The organism is Jiella soli, from assembly GCF_020615385.1.
Classification (GTDB): domain Bacteria; phylum Pseudomonadota; class Alphaproteobacteria; order Rhizobiales; family Rhizobiaceae; genus VKMB-3413.
This window is the reverse complement of record NZ_JAJAVB010000027.1, coordinates 131,595-148,961: the sequence shown is the minus strand read 5'-3', so window position 1 is coordinate 148,961 and position 17,367 is coordinate 131,595. Positions and strand designations below refer to the sequence as shown.

The window sequence follows — 17,367 nt, the reverse complement described above, 5'->3', positions numbered from 1 at the left end:
GAGAGTGCAGGAAGACAGAGGTTTCGGCGACCGCTGTCGCCTCAGCCCATCGCCTCCAACTCGTCGATGAAGCCGGAGATCATCGCGAGGCCCTTCGACCAGAAGGCCGGATCGGACGCGTCGAGGCCGAACGGTTTCAAGAGTTCGGTATGGTGCTTGGTGCCGCCGGCCTTCAGCATCTCGAAATACTTCTCCTGGAAGCCCGTCTCGGAATTCCGGTAGACGGCATAGAGCGAGTTCACCAGGCAGTCGCCGAAGGCATAGGCATAGACGTAGAACGGCGAGTGGATGAAGTGCGGGACATAGGTCCAGTATGTCTCGTAGCCGTCACCGAGCCGGATCGCCGGTCCAAGGCTCGCCCTTTGGACCTCCAGCCAGATCTCGCCGATCTGTTCGGTCGTCAGTTCGCCCTTGCGCCGTTCGGTGTGGAGCGCCCGCTCGAATTCGTAGAAGGCGATCTGCCGGACCACCGTGTTGATCATGTCCTCGACCTTGGAGGCGAGGAGGGTCTTGCGCTCGGCGTCGGTCTTGGCCTGGTCGAGCAGCGAACGGAAGGTCAGCATCTCACCGAAGACCGAGGCGGTCTCGGCGAGCGTCAGCGGGGTCGCCGCCATCAGCGCGCCCTGCCGTCCGGCCAGCACCTGATGGACGCCGTGGCCGAGCTCGTGGGCGAGCGTCATCACGTCGCGCGGCTTGCCCATATAGTTGAGCAGCACATAGGGATGGACGCTCGGCACGGTCGGATGGGCGAAGGCGCCCGGCGACTTGCCCGGCCGGATGGCCGCGTCGATCCAGTCGTTGACGAAGAAGCGCTCGGCGATCTCCGCCATTTCCGGCGCAAAGCCCGAATAGGCCGAGAGCACCGTGCGGCGCGCCTCGTCCCAGCCGATGTCGCGCCGGCGCGCATCCGGCAGCGGGGCGTTGCGGTCCCAGTATTCCAGCTTGTCGAGGCCGAGCCACTTCGCCTTCATGGCGTAATAGCGGTGGGAGATGCGCGGATAGGCTTCGTTGACCGCGCTCGCCAGAGCGTCGACCACCTGCCGCTCGACCCGGTTGGCGAGGTGGCGCGAATCGGCGACATCGGAAAAGCCGCGCCAGCGGTCGGAGATCTCCTTGTCCTTGGCGAGCGTGTTGGTAATCAGCGTGAAGACCCGAAGGTTCTGGCTGAAGGTGTTGGCAAGCGCACTCGCGGCCTTGCGCCGCTTCTCCCGCTCAGGGTCCTGCAGGACGTTCAGCGCCGCTTCCAGCGTCATGTCGTCGCCGTCGACGGTGAAGCGCAGCGAGGTCAGCGTCTCGTCGAACAGCCGGTTCCAGGCGCCCCGGCCGGTGACGGCCTTTTCATGGAACAGCTCCTCGACCCGGTCCTCGAGCTGGAACGGCTTGTCCATCCTGAGGTCGACGATCCACGGGCGGTAATGGGCGAGCTTCGGCTCGGCGGCCATGGCCGCATCCATGTCGGCGTCGTCGATGCGGTTGAGCTCCAGCGTGAAGAACAGGAGCCGCGAAGAAATGTCTGTCACCACGGACTGGATGTCGCCGTAGAACTTCGCCCGGACCGGATCGGAGGTGTCGCCGGAATAGACGAGGCCCGCATAGGAGATGATCCGGCCGAGAAGCTCCTCCAACCCCTCATATTCACCGATCGCCGCGGCAAGGTCGCCCGGCGCCGAGCGCGCCGTCTCAGTCAGGCGGCCACGCCAGCCGTCCTGGAAGGCCGCAGCCTTGCGCCGCGCCTCGTCGAGATCGGCGGAGAGTTCCGGACTGTCCATTGCCGGATAGAGATCGGCAAGGTTCCACTCCGGCAGCGGGCCGGAGTCCGCGGCTGCGGCTTCGGCGGCGGAGCGGGGCGACGGAGGGGGAAGCTGCATGGGATCGGTCTCTTCTTCAATGGGCGGGCACGTCTCTTCGAAGACGTCCAATTCAATTCAAATGTGACTGAAATTTATCGCAAGTCATTGTCCCTGCTCGTTCAGTCCAACTTTATCCGGCCGTGCCAAAGTGGGTCATTCTCGCACCAAGACGAGACTGGAGGCGTAAATGACCCAGATCGTTCTGATCGTCGACGACGATCCTATACAACGACGTCTGCTCGATGCCCATGTCGCCAGGATGGGGCTGAGGCCTTTGCATTGCGACGGCGGCCGCGCGGCGCTCGACGCGCTGTCCGGCCGCGATGCCGGTCAGATCGCCGCAGTGGTGCTCGACCTGATGATGCCTGACAAGAGCGGGATGGAGGTGATGGCCGAGATGCGGCGCAATCGCCTCGACATTCCGATCGTGGTGCAGACGGCGAAGGGATCGATCGACACGGTCGTCGAGGCAATGCGGGCGGGCGCCTTCGATTTCGTGGTCAAGCCCGTCGCGCCGGACCGGCTGCGGCTGACGCTCAGCAACGCGGTGCGGATGCGCTCCGCGGCACGGCCCGCCGCCGGGGCCGGTTCGTCGCGGGGCTCGGCCCTCGGCGACGTCAGGGCGTCGCCCTCCATGCGGTCGGTCCTTGCCAAGGCGGCCAAGGCGGCGCTCTCGAACATCCCGATCCTGATCGAGGGCGAAACCGGGGTCGGCAAGGAGTGGCTGGCGCGGGCAATCCAGGCCGCCAGCGACCGCTCGTCCAAGCCCTTCGTCGCGGTCAATTGCGGCGCCCTGCCGGGCGAGCTCGTCGAGAGCATCCTCTTCGGCCACGCCAAGGGCGCCTTCACCGACGCCACGCAGAGCCATGAGGGGAAGTTCCTGGAAGCCGACGGCGGAACGCTGTTCCTCGACGAGGTCGGGGAACTCGCGCCGAGCGCTCAGGTCAAGCTGTTGCGGGTGCTGCAGGAGGGCGAGATCGATCCGGTCGGGGGCAGGACGCCGGTCAAGACCGATGCCCGCGTCATCTCGGCCACCAATCGCGACCTCGCCGCCGCCGTCGCGGCCGGCCGCTTTCGCGAGGACCTCTACTATCGCCTGAACGCGTTCGACCTCACGGTGCCGCCGCTGCGCGAGCGGCGCGAGGAGATCCGCCGCCTGGCCGAGTGCTTCCTCGATCGCTGGATCCGCGTGGAGAAGCAGACGCCGGTGCGCCGGCTCGGCGAGGGGGCGCTCGACCTCATCGAGCGATACGACTGGCCGGGAAATATCCGTCAGCTGGAGAACGTCATCCACCGCGCCGTGGTCCTCGGCGAGAGCGAGCTGCTCGACGTGGCGGATTTCCCGCAGATCCTCGCCCTGATCGAGGCGGGAGGTGAGCGGGTCGGCCCGAACGCGGTCGCCGCCCCGTCTCCGGCGGTCGAGCGGCAGATCCACGAGCCCCACCAGGACGACGGTCGGACCGAGGGCGGCGAAGGCGGCAGGGTTCCGCTGCGCGACGAGAACGGCCAGATCCGCCGAATCGTCGACATCGAGGCCGATCTCATCCGCCTTGCGGTGACGCAGTATAACGGTCGCATGAGCGAGATCGCGCGGCGGCTCGGGATCGGCCGTTCGACGCTCTACAGAAAGATGCGCGAATACAAGATCGGTGACGATTAGGGCGTCGGACCGGAAGGCCGGAACCGATTCTCGATAAACCCCGATACGACGAACCCGATATGCTCACAAAGAGAGGCGTTCGAGAAGCTACATCGGTTTGTCGGCCGACGCTCCGCCATTCAACCCACCACTCTGGTCACCGCCCCGGGTTGAGCCCGCTCCCGGGCGAGCATCGTGCCGCGCGTCGCAATTGAAAGACTTGGGATTCCATCCGGTAGGTAAGCGGCCTTCCTCAGGACCAAGCCTCGTCTTTCCGGCAGTAGCCTTAATGCACCGTTAACGGTTTTTCTCGACAATCGGCAAGAATGTGCCCCTGGTGTCATCGTGATGCCGCAGTTTGGGGAAAAGTGATGACATACTAATCGTCGATTGAGCGTCGCAGCCCCGAGGGAAGACGGGGGCGGGCGATGGGATCGAAGGGGGATAGAACCGCATGTACGGACTCACCGCCCGTGCCGGCAGCTCCGGCTGGCGCGCCGCCGCGATAATCATCCTGTCCTTGTTCGCGCTGGGCGTCGCCTCGGCTGCGCGGGCCGAGACCCGCGTCCTGAAGTTCTATAACCTTCACACGCACGAGAAGGGATCCTTCACCTACAAGGCGGGCGGTCGATACGATTCCGATCAGCTGAAGAAGATCAACTGGATCCTGCGCGACTGGCGGAAGAACCAGTCGGTGACAATGGACCCGCGCCTGCTCGACCTGATCTGGGAGGCCTATCAGCAGTCCGGCTCGAACGGCTACATTCAGGTCATCTGCGGCTATCGTTCGCCCAGCACCAACTCCATGCTGCGTTCGCGCTCTTCGGGCGTCGCCAAGAAGAGCCAGCACACGCTGGGCCGCGCTCTCGACTTCTACATTCCCGGCGTGCCGCTCAAGAGGATGCGCGAGATCGGCCTGAAGATGCAGGTCGGCGGCGTCGGCTATTATCCGCGCTCCGGCTCACCCTTCGTGCATTTCGACATCGGCAATGCCCGCCATTGGCCGCGCATGAGCCGCAAGGAACTGCTCGCCGTCTTCCCGAACGGCCACACGGTTCACGTGCCCTCGGATGGGCGTCCGCTGCCCGGCTACCAGCAGGCTCTCGCCGACTACAAGTCGCGGCGTTCGCAGTCCGAAATCCAGGTCGCCAATGCCGGCTCGTCGTCCTCCGGCGGCGGCAAGTCACTGATCGCCATGCTCTTCGGCGGCGGAAACGACACGGCGGACGAGGCCGACGACGCGGCCGAGGCAGCCGACGACAGCGCGCCGTCGGCTCCGGCGCGGGCGGTGCCTGCGCCCGTGGCCGTTGCGGACGCCGCCATTCCGCAGTCCCGCCCGACACGGCAGGAAACAACGCCGGTCGCCGTGCCGCTCCGCGACGAGTTCGACACGGGCGCTCCGGCAGCCGCCGGGCGCGAGACCGAGGTCGCGGCGCTCGAGATCGCCCGAGTCCCGGTTCCGACCTTCGCACCCAGCCGCGAGACGACCGCCTCTGTGGCAGTGGCCACCGCGAGCGAGCCGGCAGACTCGGACTCCGCAGCGTCGGACGAACTGGGCAGACTGGTCGCCGCGCTGGAAGACCAGCGGTCGGAGGTCGCCAGCGGCTCGCAGCTGGCCTACGCCGTCCCGACGCCGACCGACCGCCCGCCCTTCGACAGCGTCCTGAAGGACGCGGCCCGGCAGTCGCAGACGTCTGGCACCAAGATACTCGTCGCGGACGCCATCCCGCAGCCTCGCCCGGCCGTGAAGAGCCCGGTCGAGCGCGAGATCGCCGGACCGAAACGAGAACTCGCCGCATCGGCCGTGTCCCGCGCCGCCGTCGCCTCCGTGATGTCGCCGGCCTCCTTCGAGCGCACAAAGCCTGCCCCGAGGGCCGCTGCCGCAAAGGGCGCGGCCGAACGGAAGGTCGTCGTGGCGACGAAGGGCGGCCGCGTTCTCACCGTCGGGCCGCAGGCACCGGCCCAGCCGGTCGTCATCGACGCGCAGGAGGCGATCGCCTCGCGGATCGAGGTTGCCGTCCTCATCACCGATCCCGGCGATCGCGCGGAGTCGATCACCACACCGGAGCGGAGCGCATCGGCGCTCGTCGGCCGGATGCCGCGGGAGCTTCTCGCGCGCGGCTTCGCGGCGGATCACGATACCGGCAAGACCGGCCGCTTCTCCGGCTCGGCCGTCAGCTTCGCGCCGGTGGTGAAGCTGCGGCCCTGACCGAACACTAACGCATGTCTTGATCGGCCCCGGGTCTCAAGTGATCCGGGGCCGACTTCGTTTCGGGGGCGGGCTCTTTCCAAGCGGCGGTCTGCGGTGGCCGACAAGCAGGCAAGCTGCGGTGGCGCCAAGCAGGCGGACTAAGGTCTCTGCCTCTAGCCGTGAGGCGCTACCCTTGCCGCGCCGGCATTCCGCGATCGGGCAGGCTGTCCTGGAAGGTTCGTCGATGGCCCTGGCGAATCGCCGCAGGGTCGGACGGACGGTTTGCCGAACAGCCCCGACCCTATGGAAAAGACTGGGCGATACGATTTCGCGTCCAGCCTCGACGTCCGCTCGGCGTGCCATGTCCGGCTGAGACGGCGCGCGATTTGACATCACCATCGGTTGCAGAAACGGCACCGATGACGCGCCGCACCGGCCGTCGGGCGGCCGATATCCCCTGCGAGTCTCGTTCGGCCGACACAGCCAAGCGGAGAGTCCGAGATCGCCTTTGGCGAGTGGTCGCCTCTCTGCCGCCACGTCCTGACGCATGGTCCGCCCGCCTGTCCGAGACGACCGGCCGTCGATGGGTGCTTGCGACTCCCGCCGGGTTTCGCCCATGCGAAAACTTCGTTCGAAATCAATGCTTCAATCGTGGCGAAAGGGAGCGCGGATCCTTGTCTCCCGAGTGATCTGTAACAAGAGGAAACGTTATACCTGTTGATAAACGCACTGTGATTTCAGGCGCGGAACTTCGAACAAACTGTTCACCCGCGTTCCGTCCGAGCCCGCTCAAGTTGCAACTTAGCTATGCGCGCAAAGGTTTACGCCAACACTTGACGAGTTGGACGGCCGGCTAATACGGCTGGTTGATGGATAGAAGTGATTACATTCCGGCTGTCGGTTGGGCAAAGATTGCTTGGAATTCACAACAAAAGCCTTGACAACAAGTATATCGGTCTAAATACAGGGTGAACGAGGGCCTCGACTGAAAGTTTGTCGCTCGGCCGTTCTCGAAGCAGCGTCAGTCCATTGATGGCGGATCATCCTGCGGGACAACCTTCGCCTGCTGCTGACGCTTTGTGTTGGGGTGAAAGATGGATCAGATCGAAACCATTGATAACAATGAAATGCTGATGGAGCTGACCGCTGAAGTGGTCGCGGCCTATGTCAGCAACAATTCGCTGCCGGTTTCCGAGCTGCCGGGCCTGATCGCGGATGTATACGGCGCTCTCGGCCGTACGACCAGCGTTCCGCAGGCGCCGCAGGCCGAAAAGCCGAAGCCGGCCGTGCCGGTCAAGAAGTCGGTGACGGATGACTACATCATCTGTCTCGAGGACGGCAAGAAGTTCAAGTCGCTGAAGCGGCACCTGATGACCCACTATAACCTCACGCCGGAAGAGTACCGGGAGAAGTGGGATCTGGCGCCGGACTATCCGATGGTCGCGCCGAACTACGCGGCTGCGCGTTCGCGTCTCGCCAAGCAGATGGGCCTCGGCCACAAGCGCCGTCGCGGCGGCCGCTAAGCGGACCGTCACATCTGCGGCCGCGCCCCGGATGAGGTATGCCGGCCACTAACAGAAAAAGCCCGTCGGGAAATCCCGCCGGGCTTTTTTGCCACAAGAAGGCGTTCGGGCTGGGCCGTCCGCAACGTCCTGCATACCCGCCTGTCGTTCTCCGAGCCAGGACAGCCTGTTTTCCGGCCGCAGGGTCAGTCCCTGGGCAGGTCGGCCATCATCCCGAGCGCTTGCAGATAGAGGTCGAGGATCGCCTCCTGCTCCTGCCGCTCGTTCTGGTCCTGCTTGCGCAGGGAGATGACCCGGCGCAGCACCTTGGTGTCGAAGCCATTGCCCTTGGCTTCAGCGTAGACGTCCTTGATGTCGTCCGCGATCGTCTTCTTCTCTTCCTCCAGCCGCTCGATGCGCTCGACAAAGGAGCGCAACTGGTCTTGGGCAACACCATCCACATCGGACATGTCCGGTCTCCATCATTTGAAACATTCGGGCAGATGGGGCGACCTAGCAGACCCGGGTGATTCGTTGAACAATTTCCCGATCGGCACGATCTGCCGGCGAGTTGGTGTGGTCCGGGAGCCGTCCGGCGGGACGGATCGAGGCAAAACCACGGCGCCGCGGATATAGTTCAGCCGCTCAGTGGTCTGGACGCGATGCCGAGAAAGCCGCCTGGCTTTCCTTCGAGGCTTCGCGCTGGTGCTTCGCGCGCCACTCCTCGTAGGGCATGCCGTAGACGATCTCGCGAGCCTCGTCCTTTCCGATCTCGACGCCATTCGTTTCCGCCGCCTCGCGATACCAGTTCGACAGGCAGTTGCGGCAAAAGCCGGCAAGGTTCATCAGGTCGATATTCTGGACATCCGTGCGTTCGCGCAGATGGTCGCGCAGCCGCCGGAACGCCGCCGCTTCGAATTCCAGGCGTTGCTGGTCTGACATGGGCGCCATGACGCTCTCCTTCCCGATTTCCTGAGTGCCGGCCAAAACGGTCTGCCGGCGTCTCCCCGATATCGGCTCGGAGGCGGGTTCCATCAAGCCGGCGTCTGGCGCAGGGAGGTCCTGGCGCACCTGTTCGCTGGAATCCCAGAGCGCCGTGACCGGAAAGCGATTCTGATTCTCCGGCCGATACGGTAGGCCTTGCGGTAACGGGCCGAGCTGATTCGCGCCTGTCTCTGGGTTCTGCCGCCATTGCGTTCCTCATTGAGACCCCCGTCGAATGATGGCGCTCTGGCAATGAGCGCTGGCGCAGCGCTCGTCGTCCTCGTGCTCGGGGCGATGGCGATGGCGATCTCCCCCGTCTTCGTGCGCAATGCCGAGGTCGGCCCCTTCGCCAGCGCCTTCTGGCGCGCCTTCACCTCGCTGCCTCTGCTTTATCTCTGGATGCTCTTGGAGGGCCGCAGCGCCGGCCGGCGCCCGCAGAGGGCCAGTCCGAAGGCGGTCGCGCTCGCCGGGCTCTTCTTCGCCGGGGACCTTACCTTCTGGCATCTCGCCATCGTCCACACGACGATCGCCAACGCGACCTTCTTCGCCTGCCTCGCGCCGATCTGGGTGGCGCTCCTGTCGCGCTTCACGATCGGCGAGAGCGTGGCACCGCGCACCTTCGCCGGACTCGGCGTCTGTCTGTGCGGTGCCGCCCTCCTGATCTTGTCGTCGGGCGGCACAGGAGCCGGCACGCCGCTCGGCGATCTCTACGGCATCGTCACCTCGCTCTTCTTCGGGCTCTATTTCCTGGCGGTGCGCGAGGCGCGGCGCGGCCTTGGAGCCGGCGCGACGACGCTCAGCCTCACCGTGGTGACGGCGGCCGTGCTCCTCGTCGTGGCCGTGATCTCCGGCGAAAGCTTCCTGCCGCGCAGCCCCTCCGGCGCGATCAATCTCGCCGCGCTCGGGCTCGTCAGCCATGCCGGCGGGCAGGGACTCCTGTCGATCGCCCTCGGCGTTCTCTCCGCCTCTTTCTCCTCGCTGGTCATCTTCGTCGAGGCCGTCGCCGCCGCGATCTTCGGCTGGATTTTCGCCGGCGAGCGCCCAGGCTGGACCGAAGTCGCCGGCGGCTGCCTCATTCTCGCCGGGATATTCCTGGCCCGTCCGAGACGCGCCGCAGTCGAACCGGGCGGCGCGGCGCGAGAAATGTCGCCCGATCGTTGACAGCCGGACGGCCTGTGTAAAATTGAAGGGCTCTAAACCCGCCTATCGAGGACGACATCATGATATCGCTATCCATGCGAGGGCTCCGACAGGCGGCCATGGCCGTGATGCTTGCCGGCGGCGCGACGATCTTCGCCGCACCGTTCGTGGCTCATGCGGCCAAAGCCGACTTTCGCGTCTGCAACGGCACCCAGTCGCTGGTCGGCGTCGCGATCGGCTATCGGGCCGAGGCGGGGTGGACGACGGAAGGCTGGTGGCGCATACCGGCGACCACCTGCAAGTCGATCATCGAAGGCCCGCTCTCCTCGCGATACTACTACCTCTACGCCGAGGATGCGGACGGCAAGGGCCGCTGGGCCGGGCAGGTCAACCTCTGCATCGCGGAAAACGAGTTCAAGATCGTCGGCGTCAAGGACTGCTTCAAGCGGGGCTATCAGAAGATGGGCTTCCGGGAGTACGACACGGGCGAGCAGGCGAGCTGGATGGTTCAACTGACGGAAGCGCCGCGCAGCGACGCCACGGGGGCACAATGAAACGCAATCGCAGGGTCAAGATCCTCGCAACGCTCGGACCGGCCTCGTCCTCCGAGGAGATGATCAAACACCTGCACGAGGCGGGCGCGGACGTGTTCCGCATCAATATGAGCCATGCCGACCACGACCTCATGCGCGAGCTCGTCCAGCGCATCCGCAATGTCGAGGCCGCGGTCGGGCGCCCGATCGGCATCCTGGCGGATCTGCAGGGACCGAAGCTGCGGGTCGGCAAGTTCGCCGAGGGCAAGGTCTCGCTCGAGATCGGCCAGACCTTCACGCTCGACGACAGTTCCGAGCCGGGCGACAACACGCGCGTCCAGCTGCCGCATCCCGAGATCCTCGAAGCGGTCGAGGTCGGCCACCGCCTGCTGATCGACGACGGAAGGCTGCAGCTCGTCTGCACCTCGACGGACAAGCACCACATCGCCTGCCGCGTCGTCGCCGGCGACAAGATTTCCGACCGCAAGGGCGTCAGCCTGCCGGACACGACGCTCGCCACCGGCGCGCTCACCGAGAAGGACCGCCGCGACCTCGACGCGGTGCTCGCCGAGAACGTCGACTGGGTGGCGCTGTCCTTCATCCAGCGGCCGGACGACCTTGCCGAGGCGCGCAAGATCGCGCGGGGCCGGGCCTGGCTCCTGTCGAAGATCGAAAAGCCGCAGGCGGTCGAGCGTCTCGACGAGATCATCGAGCTTTCCGACGCCATCATGGTGGCGCGCGGCGATCTCGGCGTCGAAATGCCGCTGGAGGCGGTTCCCGGCATTCAGAAGCGCATCACCCGCGCCGCCCGCCGGGCCGGCAAGCCGGTTGTCGTCGCCACACAGATGCTGGAATCGATGATCACCGCGCCGGTGCCGACCCGCGCTGAGGTCTCGGACGTGTCGATCGCCGTCTACGAAGGCGCCGACGCAGTGATGCTCTCGGCCGAATCGGCCGCCGGCCAATATCCGGTCGAGGCGGTCTCGATGATGGATCGAATTGCCCAGCAGGTCGAGAAGGACCCGCTCTATCCGGGCATCATCTTCGCACAGCGTCCGGCGCCCGAGCCGACCGGGGCTGACGCGGTCTCGCTGGCCGCCCGCCAGATGGCCGAGACGCTCGGCGTCTCCGTGATCGTGACCTATACGGCGACCGGCACCACCGGGCTGCGCACCGCGCGGGAGCGGCCGCAGATCCCGATCCTGGCGCTCTCGCCGGTGCCGGCGACGGCCCGCCGCCTGTCGCTCGTCTGGGGCCTCCAATGCGTGGTGACGGAGGACGCGCAGGATCTCGACGACATGGTCGACCGGGCCTGCCGGATCGCAGTGGAGCAGGGCTACGCCAAGGCCGGCGAGCGGCTGATCGTCACCGCCGGCGTGCCCCTGCGCACGCCCGGCGCGACCAACATGCTGCGCATCGCCTATATCGGCTCGGACGGTCTCAGCGCGGTCTGACCACCTCGCCGCATCGCGGCCGGAGGTGGCGGCTCAGCGCTTCGCGGTTGCCATGGGCGCGGCAGTGCAGTCGAGCTCCAGCCGCCCGGCCAGAAGCTTGGCGTAGTCGACGCCGTCGGCCGGCGCCGATTCCGCATCCGGGTAAAGGTCCTGCGCCCATTTCTGCGCGGCTTCCTCCTCATCCGGCACGACGAGCGTCTTGCGGCAGGCGTCCGGCAAGCCACTGAGGACGAAGCTGTCCTCGCCCGCATAGTCGAAGGCGACGTAGAAGGTCTCGTCGAAATTCGAGGCGGCGAGCGGCTGGGTCGTCACGTCGAACGGGGTGACGAGCGGCATCTCGAAATAGATCAGGAGTTGGCCGTCGCGAACGGCCGCGCCCATGCTTGCGGGCGGATCGAGGGCGACTTCCTGGTCGCCGGTCCGCAGGAAGGTGAAGAAGGAATAGTCCGCGACCGACTGGCCGACCTTGCGGGCGACGGCGGCAAGCTCGTCCTCGTCGAACGCGCCGTTCTTGTTGGCGTCGAACTCGGCAAGGACGGTCGCGGCGAAGAGTTCGTCCATGTGCCAGATGTTGCGCAGGACCATCAGCCGGCCATGGCCGTCACCGACAAGCTCCATCTCGGCATTGGCGAAGACATGCGGATGGGCAAAGGCCGGTGCGGCTCCGCAGGTCACCGAGGCGCATAGAAGCGCTGCAGCCCAAGTCCGTCGCCGGCGCCTACCACGCATCTTCACCGTCAAAAGATCGTTCATTCCACCAGAAAGCGCGCCCGCTCGGCGCAAGTGAGGCGAGAGGCCGGGAAGTCCGGCCCCCTATCAGATCGCGGGACCGAGGAGATCGTCGGACAGACGGCCGACCGCATCCTGCGCCGACTTTAGCGCGGGATAGACGACCAGCACCCGCCGATAGGTCTCGAGCGCGTCCTTCTTGCGATCCATCCGTTCGAGGATCATCGCAAGACCCATCAACGCCCCCCAATGTCGCGGTTCGCGGGAGAGCGTCTGCTCGATATCGGCGATCGACTTGCCCCACTGGTCGGTGGTGAAGTCGAGCGTTGCCCTGCGGTTCCAGGCCTCGGCGTAGTCGGGCGCCAAGACGATCGTCTGGTCGAGGATGTCGCGTGCGGCGGCGGTGTTCTTTTCCGACATCGCCTTTGCGGCGCGCTGCATGAGAAGGTCGACGGTGGCGCTGCCGCTGCGGCGCCATTCGCGCTCGATGCGGGCTGCAAGACGCGCCGCCTTGCCGGCATCCGGTTCGCGCTTCAACTCGGCGAACAGGCGGTCGATCTTCTCCTCGCGGGTCTCGTCCTGCGGGGCGGCGGCGGCTTCCGAATCGGTCGGCGTGTCGGCGGTGTCCTCGTCCGGCAGAGGTGCGCTGCCGAAGGCCTCCGGCGCGTCCTCGGGATCCTCGTCGGGCGCCGGAATGATCATCGGCGAGTTCTCGCCGGGCACCGGAACGACGTCTGGCCCAGCTGCCGGCGGGTTGCCGGGGAGAGGTGTCGCAGGATTGCCGGGGAGGGGAACCGCGTCGGGTTCCGCCGCCCGGACCGCCGACGGCAGGCCGAGCGCGATCGAGAGGCAGACGGAGATCGAAAGGACGAGCTTGCTCATGGCGAGGAGGGTACGCCTCGCCGGAACCGTGTCAAATTGACAATGCGGTGAGCGCTGGCAGGCCGCCGACATCGCGCGGTTCGCACGGGGACCGGTCGTGGAAGAGCCGGTGCGGCAGCGATCCACGGGAGGCCGCCGTCCGGCACCACAAAGCTCTCCATCGGAGAGCAACAGCTTACGGCATACAGGACAAGCGCCCGGCGACAACGTCTGCCGGGCGATCGGTCCGCGCGGGGCGGGAACGACAGGCGTTCCCGCGGCCGACTCAGCCCTGGCGGGCCTTGAAGCGCGGAGCCTGCTTGTTGATGATGTAGATGCGGCCCTTGCGGCGAACCATGCGGTTCGCGCGGTGACGGGACTTCAGGGCCTTCAGCGAGTTCTTGATCTTCATGACACCACCGGATCGATCGTCGCGACGATCGGATCCTTTCCGCTCCGCCGCACAGGGAAAAGCGCGCCATTGCGGGCGCGCCGTAAGATGGCCGTGAGATAGCCGGGCGGGCCGGTCTTGTCAACGTCGACGGAGGGCTTGCCGGCATTCCGGCGACGCTGCGATCCCGTCCTCCCGCGGGCCTCAGGCCGGCTGCGAGAGAGGCTTGAGACGGGTGACGTGGCCCATCTTGCGGCCGCGCCGGACCTCCTCCTTGCCGTAGAGATGCACGACCGTGCCCGGCTCGGCGACGAGGCTGGCGAAGCGTGACACGTCCTCGCCGATGAGGTTATCCATCACGCAGTCGAAATGCCTCTCGGTGCCGCCGAGCGGCAGGCCGGCAATGGCCCTGATGTGCTGCTCGAACTGGGACACGACGCAGGCGGCTTCCGTCCAGTGGCCGCTGTTGTGGACCCGCGGCGCGATCTCGTTGACGAGGATGGCGCCATCCTTGCCCACGAAGAACTCGACGCCGATCACCCCGACATAGTCGAGATGCTGAAGGATCGTCGCTGCGATAGCCTTGGCGGCGGCCGCGACGTCGGGCGTCACCCGGCCTGGCACGGTCGAGGTGTTGAGGATGCCGAGGCTGTGGACGTTCTGGGCCGGGTCGTAGACGGCGACCGCGCCGTCCTGTCCGCGCGCCGCGATCACCGAGCATTCGTAGGCGAAGGGCACCTTGCGCTCCAGGATCGCCGGGGCGTTGCCGATCTGCTCGAAGGCGCTGGCATACGGGCCCTCGGCCCTGATGATCGCCTGTCCCTTGCCGTCATAGCCGAAGCGGCGGGTCTTCAGGATGCAGTCGCTCTTCAGTTCGAGCAGTGCATGCTCGATCTCGTCGACCGAATCGATCGCGCGCCATTCGGCGGTAGCGACGCCGATGCCGTTGAGAAAGGCCTTCTCCACCACCCGGTCCTGGGACACTTCGAGCGCCTCGGCCGGCGGATGAACGGGCGTGTTTCCGATTCCCGCGCGCAAGGGCGCGACGGCGACGTTCTCGAACTCATAGGTGATGACGTCGGCCCGCTCGGCGAGTCGCCTCAGGAGCGCCTCGTCGTCATAGGCGCCTGAGATCACCTCGTTCGCGACCTGCGCAGCGGGGCAGGACGTATCGGGATCGAGCACGACGACGCCATAACCGAAGCGGGCCGCCGCGAGAGCCAGCATGCGGCCGAGCTGGCCGCCGCCGACGATGCCGATGACGGAGCCTGGGGGAAGCGATGTCATGGCGCCTCGCTTGGAGCATCGGCGACGGCATCGGAGCGCGCCTGGCGCCAGGCGTCGAGCCGGTCGGCGATCGCGTCGTCCATCAAGGCAAGAACGCTTGCGGAGAGGAGGGCGGCGTTGATCGCGCCGGCCCGCCCGATCGCCAGCGTTCCCACCGGCACGCCAGCCGGCATCTGGACGATCGACAGCAGGCTGTCCTGGCCGGACAGGACCCGGCCCTCGACCGGCACGCCGAAGACCGGCAACGGCGTGAGGGCGGCCACCATGCCCGGCAGATGCGCCGCGCCGCCAGCGCCGGCGATGATCACCTTGAAGCCTTCTTCCTTGGCCCCCTTGGCGAAGTCGAACATGCGCTCCGGCGTCCGGTGCGCCGAAACGATCCGGGCCGAATAGCCGATGTTCAGCTCGTCCAGCGTCTGGGCGGCGTTCTTCATCACCTCCCAGTCGGACTGGCTGCCCATGATGATGGCGACGGGCATGGCGGCTTGAACCGGGCTCACGCGCTGATGTCCGGAATGATCTGGTCCTCCAGGTCCTGCAGGCGGTCCTTGATCGCCAACTTCTTCTTCTTCATCCTCTGGATCCTGAGACGTTCGGCGCCGACCGTCTCCATTGCCTTGACAGCGGTATCGAAGTCCGCGTGCTCCTGCCTGAGCCGTGCCACTTCCAGCCGTAGCGCCGCCTGTTCCTGTTCGCCCATCCTGCTCCTTTCGACACTTCCCGGCCGCTGTCGCGAAAGCCTGCCATCCTCGTTCACGGCAGTTTCACGAATTGTAAACGCCAAGCAATTCGGCGTCTCTGGATCGAACTTTCGTCATTCGACAGTGCTTTAGATTTATGACACGCTCGATCCGCCTAGTCACGGCTTCGTCGGGCGTGCCGGGACACCAATCAGGAAGGGAGAAGCCCATGTCCTTGAATACCCATATCTCGACGCTGGAACAGCGACACTCGGCCCTGGATCACGAGATTTCCGAGGCCATGGCGTCGAAGCCGGCCATGAGCGATGAGGCGATCAAGGAGATGAAGCGCAAGAAGCTCAAGCTCAAAGAGGAGATCGAGCGCTTGCGAGATTCCGGCCACTAAGAAAGCCGTCCGGGCGCGGCCTTTGCCGCGTCCGGCCTTCCCCCGCCCGCTGACGAATAGCCTTCACCTCGTCCTCAGCCCACCATCTTTCGCAGGACATATTTCTGGATCTTTCCGGTCGAGGTCTTCGGCACCTCCGAGAACCGGATTTCCCTCGGACATTTGAACCTGGCGAGCCGCGCCCGGCAGTGCTCGAGAAGTTCCTCCGCGCTGGCACTGCGTCCGGGCTTCAGTTCCACGAAGGCGAGCGGCGTCTCGCCCCATTTGTCGTCCGGCTTGGCGACGACCGCCGCGGTCTGGACCGCCGGGTGCTGGTAGAGGGCGTTCTCCACCTCGATCGAGGAGATGTTCTCGCCGCCCGAGATGATGATGTCCTTCGCCCGATCCTTCAGTTCGATGTAGCCGTCCTCGTGGCATACGCCGAGATCGCCGGAATGGAACCAGCCGCCGCGAAACGCTTCGGCTGAGGCTTCCGGGTTCTTCAGATAGCCGCGCATGACGATATTGCCGCGGAACATGACCTCGCCGATGGTCTCGCCGTCGGTCGGCACCTCTTCCATCGTCTCGGGATCGCGCACCGACAAGGCTTCGAGCGCCGGATAGCGCACGCCCTGCCGGGCGGTCTGCGCGGCCCGCGCCGGCCCGTCGAGAGCGTTCCACTCTTCCTTCCATTCGTTGACCACGGCCGGGCCGTAGGTCTCGGTCAGGCCGTAGAGATGCGTTACCTCGAAGCCGGCCTCGCGCATGCCGGCAAGCACCGCCTGCGGCGGCGGCGCGGCGGCGGTGTTGAAGGTGACCGTCTGGTCGAAGCCGCGCTTGTCGGCCTCCTCGGCATTGATCAGCGTCGCCATCACGATCGGCGCGCCGCACAGATGGGTGACGCGGTGGTCGGCGATCGCATCGTACATCGCCTTCGCCCGCACCCATCTGAGGCAGACATGGGTTCCGGCCTGGACCGCCAGCGTCCAGGGGAAGCACCAGCCATTGCAGTGGAACATCGGCAGCGTCCACAGATAGACCGGATGCCGGCCCATGCCGGCCGCGACGACATTGGCGTAGCCCATCAGCGCGGCGCCGCGATGGTGGTAGACGACGCCCTTCGGATTGCCCGTGGTGCCCGAGGTGTAGTTGAGCGAGATCGCATCCCATTCGTCCCGCGGCATCAGCCACTCGAAAGCGGGGTCGCCCTCGGCGAGGAGCGCCTCGTATTCGATCGAGCCGATGGGGTCGCCCTTTTCGGTGGGCGCGTTCTGCGGAAAGTCCGGATCGTCGTAGTCGACGACCAGCGGCGTCACCTCGGCCTTCGCCAGCGCTTCGCCCATGACGGCGGCGAACTCGCGGTCGACGATCACCACCTTCGCTTCGGAATGATCCAGCTGGAAGGCAATGATGTCGGCGTCGAGCCGCGTGTTGATCGACAGGAGCACGGCGCCGGCCATCGGCACGCCGTGATGGGCCTCCAGCATCGCAGGCGTGTTGGAGAGCATCGCCGCGACGGTGTCGCCGCGCCCGATCCCGCGGGCTGCGAGCGCCGAGGCAAGCTGCCGCGAGCGGCGATAGAAATCGCGATAGCTTCGCCTGAGCGCGCCATGGATGATCGCAGTGCGGTCCGGATGGGTCTCGGCCGCCCGGGCGAGGAAGGTCAGCGGCGTCAGCGGCTGGTAGTTCGCCGCGTTTCGGTCCAGATGCTCGTCGTAGATTCCCATGATGTTCCTCCCGT

Annotated in this window: 17 protein-coding genes; 7 read left to right on the top strand and 10 right to left on the bottom strand. The window is 66.1% G+C overall.

Annotation, left to right across the window (positions count from 1 at the left end):
* Nucleotides 1-41: 41 nt before the first annotated feature.
* Nucleotides 42-1,868: a M3 family oligoendopeptidase gene (locus LH400_RS19170; RefSeq protein ID WP_229154773.1), complete on the bottom strand. Its 1,827-nt coding sequence runs from the start codon at nt 1,866-1,868 to the stop codon at nt 42-44.
* Between the two features lie 169 nt (nt 1,869-2,037).
* On the opposite strand from LH400_RS19170, the gene LH400_RS19165 reads away from it, so the two are divergent.
* The 3 genes from LH400_RS19165 (at nt 2,038) to LH400_RS19155 (ending at nt 7,203) form a co-directional block, all read left to right on the top strand.
* Nucleotides 2,038-3,510 carry a sigma-54-dependent transcriptional regulator gene (locus LH400_RS19165; protein WP_229154772.1) on the top strand — a complete coding sequence of 491 codons (1,473 nt, stop codon included), beginning with the start codon at nt 2,038-2,040 and terminating at the stop codon, nt 3,508-3,510.
* Nucleotides 3,511-3,943: 433 nt separating this feature from the next.
* The gene (mepK, locus tag LH400_RS19160; RefSeq protein WP_229154771.1) at nt 3,944-5,698 is read left to right on the top strand and encodes a peptidoglycan L,D-endopeptidase MepK; all 1,755 of its coding nucleotides are present in this window, start codon (nt 3,944-3,946) and stop codon (nt 5,696-5,698) included.
* Between the two features lie 1,076 nt (nt 5,699-6,774).
* Nucleotides 6,775-7,203, top strand: a complete 429-nt coding sequence (locus LH400_RS19155) for a Ros/MucR family transcriptional regulator (RefSeq protein ID WP_229154770.1) — start codon at nt 6,775-6,777, stop codon at nt 7,201-7,203.
* A gap of 185 nt (nt 7,204-7,388) precedes the next feature.
* Here the strand turns inward: LH400_RS19155 and LH400_RS19150 are convergent, their stop codons facing one another.
* Together LH400_RS19150 and LH400_RS19145 are read right to left on the bottom strand one after the other, a co-directional pair.
* Complete coding sequence (locus tag LH400_RS19150) at nt 7,389-7,652, bottom strand: DUF2312 domain-containing protein (protein ID WP_229154769.1); 264 nt, start codon at nt 7,650-7,652, stop codon at nt 7,389-7,391.
* Between the two features lie 175 nt (nt 7,653-7,827).
* Entirely contained in the window at nt 7,828-8,133 is a 306-nt protein-coding gene (locus tag LH400_RS19145) for a DUF1244 domain-containing protein (protein ID WP_229154768.1), read from the bottom strand.
* A gap of 285 nt (nt 8,134-8,418) precedes the next feature.
* On the opposite strand from LH400_RS19145, the gene LH400_RS19140 reads away from it, so the two are divergent.
* The 3 genes from LH400_RS19140 to pyk all read left to right on the top strand — a co-directional run bounded on the left by LH400_RS19140 (nt 8,419) and on the right by pyk (nt 11,293).
* Nucleotides 8,419-9,327: a DMT family transporter gene (locus LH400_RS19140; protein ID WP_229154767.1), complete on the top strand. Its 909-nt coding sequence runs from the start codon at nt 8,419-8,421 to the stop codon at nt 9,325-9,327.
* Nucleotides 9,328-9,425: 98 nt separating this feature from the next.
* Complete coding sequence (locus LH400_RS19135; protein WP_229154871.1) at nt 9,426-9,860, top strand: DUF1036 domain-containing protein; 435 nt, start codon at nt 9,426-9,428, stop codon at nt 9,858-9,860.
* On the top strand, nt 9,857-11,293 hold the full coding sequence (gene pyk / locus LH400_RS19130; RefSeq protein ID WP_229154766.1) for a pyruvate kinase: 1,437 nt from the start codon (nt 9,857-9,859) through the stop codon (nt 11,291-11,293). The genes LH400_RS19135 and pyk overlap by 4 nt, the downstream gene beginning before the upstream one ends.
* 33 nt (nt 11,294-11,326) lie before the next feature.
* Here the strand turns inward: pyk and LH400_RS19125 are convergent, their stop codons facing one another.
* From LH400_RS19125 to LH400_RS19100, 6 genes are all read right to left on the bottom strand, one after another.
* A complete protein-coding gene (locus LH400_RS19125) occupies nt 11,327-11,968 on the bottom strand; it encodes a DUF1007 family protein (RefSeq protein ID WP_229154765.1) in 642 nt (213 codons plus the stop codon).
* Between the two features lie 141 nt (nt 11,969-12,109).
* Complete coding sequence (locus LH400_RS19120) at nt 12,110-12,904, bottom strand: tetratricopeptide repeat protein (RefSeq protein WP_229154764.1); 795 nt, start codon at nt 12,902-12,904, stop codon at nt 12,110-12,112.
* A gap of 265 nt (nt 12,905-13,169) precedes the next feature.
* A complete protein-coding gene (ykgO, locus tag LH400_RS19115; protein ID WP_229154763.1) occupies nt 13,170-13,295 on the bottom strand; it encodes a type B 50S ribosomal protein L36 in 126 nt (41 codons plus the stop codon).
* Between the two features lie 183 nt (nt 13,296-13,478).
* Nucleotides 13,479-14,561 (bottom strand): 5-(carboxyamino)imidazole ribonucleotide synthase, encoded by a 1,083-nt coding sequence (locus tag LH400_RS19110; RefSeq protein ID WP_229154762.1) that lies wholly within the window; start codon nt 14,559-14,561, stop codon nt 13,479-13,481.
* Nucleotides 14,558-15,040, bottom strand: a complete 483-nt coding sequence (gene purE / locus LH400_RS19105) for a 5-(carboxyamino)imidazole ribonucleotide mutase (protein WP_229154870.1) — start codon at nt 15,038-15,040, stop codon at nt 14,558-14,560. Before purE ends, LH400_RS19110 begins: the two co-directional genes overlap by 4 nt.
* Before the next feature lie 17 nt (nt 15,041-15,057).
* On the bottom strand, nt 15,058-15,261 hold the full coding sequence (locus LH400_RS19100) for a YdcH family protein (protein ID WP_229154761.1): 204 nt from the start codon (nt 15,259-15,261) through the stop codon (nt 15,058-15,060).
* Nucleotides 15,262-15,470: 209 nt separating this feature from the next.
* On the opposite strand from LH400_RS19100, the gene LH400_RS19095 reads away from it, so the two are divergent.
* Nucleotides 15,471-15,647, top strand: a complete 177-nt coding sequence (locus LH400_RS19095) for a DUF465 domain-containing protein (RefSeq protein WP_229154760.1) — start codon at nt 15,471-15,473, stop codon at nt 15,645-15,647.
* 74 nt (nt 15,648-15,721) lie between these two features.
* Here LH400_RS19095 and LH400_RS19090 read toward each other — a convergent pair whose 3' ends face one another.
* Nucleotides 15,722-17,353, bottom strand: a complete 1,632-nt coding sequence (locus LH400_RS19090) for an acyl-CoA synthetase (RefSeq protein WP_229154759.1) — start codon at nt 17,351-17,353, stop codon at nt 15,722-15,724.
* Nucleotides 17,354-17,367 lie beyond the last annotated feature (14 nt).

What these genes read in the sequence shown, in the direction of transcription:
- LH400_RS19170 (WP_229154773.1), bottom strand. Translation starts at nt 1,868, where the DNA reads ATGCAGCTTCCCCCTCCGTCGCCCCGCTCCGCCGCCGAAGCCGCAGCC.
- LH400_RS19165 (WP_229154772.1), top strand. Translation starts at nt 2,038, where the DNA reads ATGACCCAGATCGTTCTGATCGTCGACGACGATCCTATACAACGACGT.
- mepK (WP_229154771.1), top strand. Translation starts at nt 3,944, where the DNA reads ATGTACGGACTCACCGCCCGTGCCGGCAGCTCCGGCTGGCGCGCCGCC.
- LH400_RS19155 (WP_229154770.1), top strand. Translation starts at nt 6,775, where the DNA reads ATGGATCAGATCGAAACCATTGATAACAATGAAATGCTGATGGAGCTG.
- LH400_RS19150 (WP_229154769.1), bottom strand. Translation starts at nt 7,652, where the DNA reads ATGTCCGATGTGGATGGTGTTGCCCAAGACCAGTTGCGCTCCTTTGTC.
- LH400_RS19145 (WP_229154768.1), bottom strand. Translation starts at nt 8,133, where the DNA reads ATGGCGCCCATGTCAGACCAGCAACGCCTGGAATTCGAAGCGGCGGCG.
- LH400_RS19140 (WP_229154767.1), top strand. Translation starts at nt 8,419, where the DNA reads ATGAGCGCTGGCGCAGCGCTCGTCGTCCTCGTGCTCGGGGCGATGGCG.
- LH400_RS19135 (WP_229154871.1), top strand. Translation starts at nt 9,426, where the DNA reads ATGGCCGTGATGCTTGCCGGCGGCGCGACGATCTTCGCCGCACCGTTC.
- pyk (WP_229154766.1), top strand. Translation starts at nt 9,857, where the DNA reads ATGAAACGCAATCGCAGGGTCAAGATCCTCGCAACGCTCGGACCGGCC.
- LH400_RS19120 (WP_229154764.1), bottom strand. Translation starts at nt 12,904, where the DNA reads ATGAGCAAGCTCGTCCTTTCGATCTCCGTCTGCCTCTCGATCGCGCTC.
- ykgO (WP_229154763.1), bottom strand. Translation starts at nt 13,295, where the DNA reads ATGAAGATCAAGAACTCGCTGAAGGCCCTGAAGTCCCGTCACCGCGCG.
- LH400_RS19110 (WP_229154762.1), bottom strand. Translation starts at nt 14,561, where the DNA reads ATGACATCGCTTCCCCCAGGCTCCGTCATCGGCATCGTCGGCGGCGGC.
- purE (WP_229154870.1), bottom strand. Translation starts at nt 15,040, where the DNA reads ATGCCCGTCGCCATCATCATGGGCAGCCAGTCCGACTGGGAGGTGATG.
- LH400_RS19100 (WP_229154761.1), bottom strand. Translation starts at nt 15,261, where the DNA reads ATGGGCGAACAGGAACAGGCGGCGCTACGGCTGGAAGTGGCACGGCTC.
- LH400_RS19095 (WP_229154760.1), top strand. Translation starts at nt 15,471, where the DNA reads ATGTCCTTGAATACCCATATCTCGACGCTGGAACAGCGACACTCGGCC.
- LH400_RS19090 (WP_229154759.1), bottom strand. Translation starts at nt 17,353, where the DNA reads ATGGGAATCTACGACGAGCATCTGGACCGAAACGCGGCGAACTACCAG.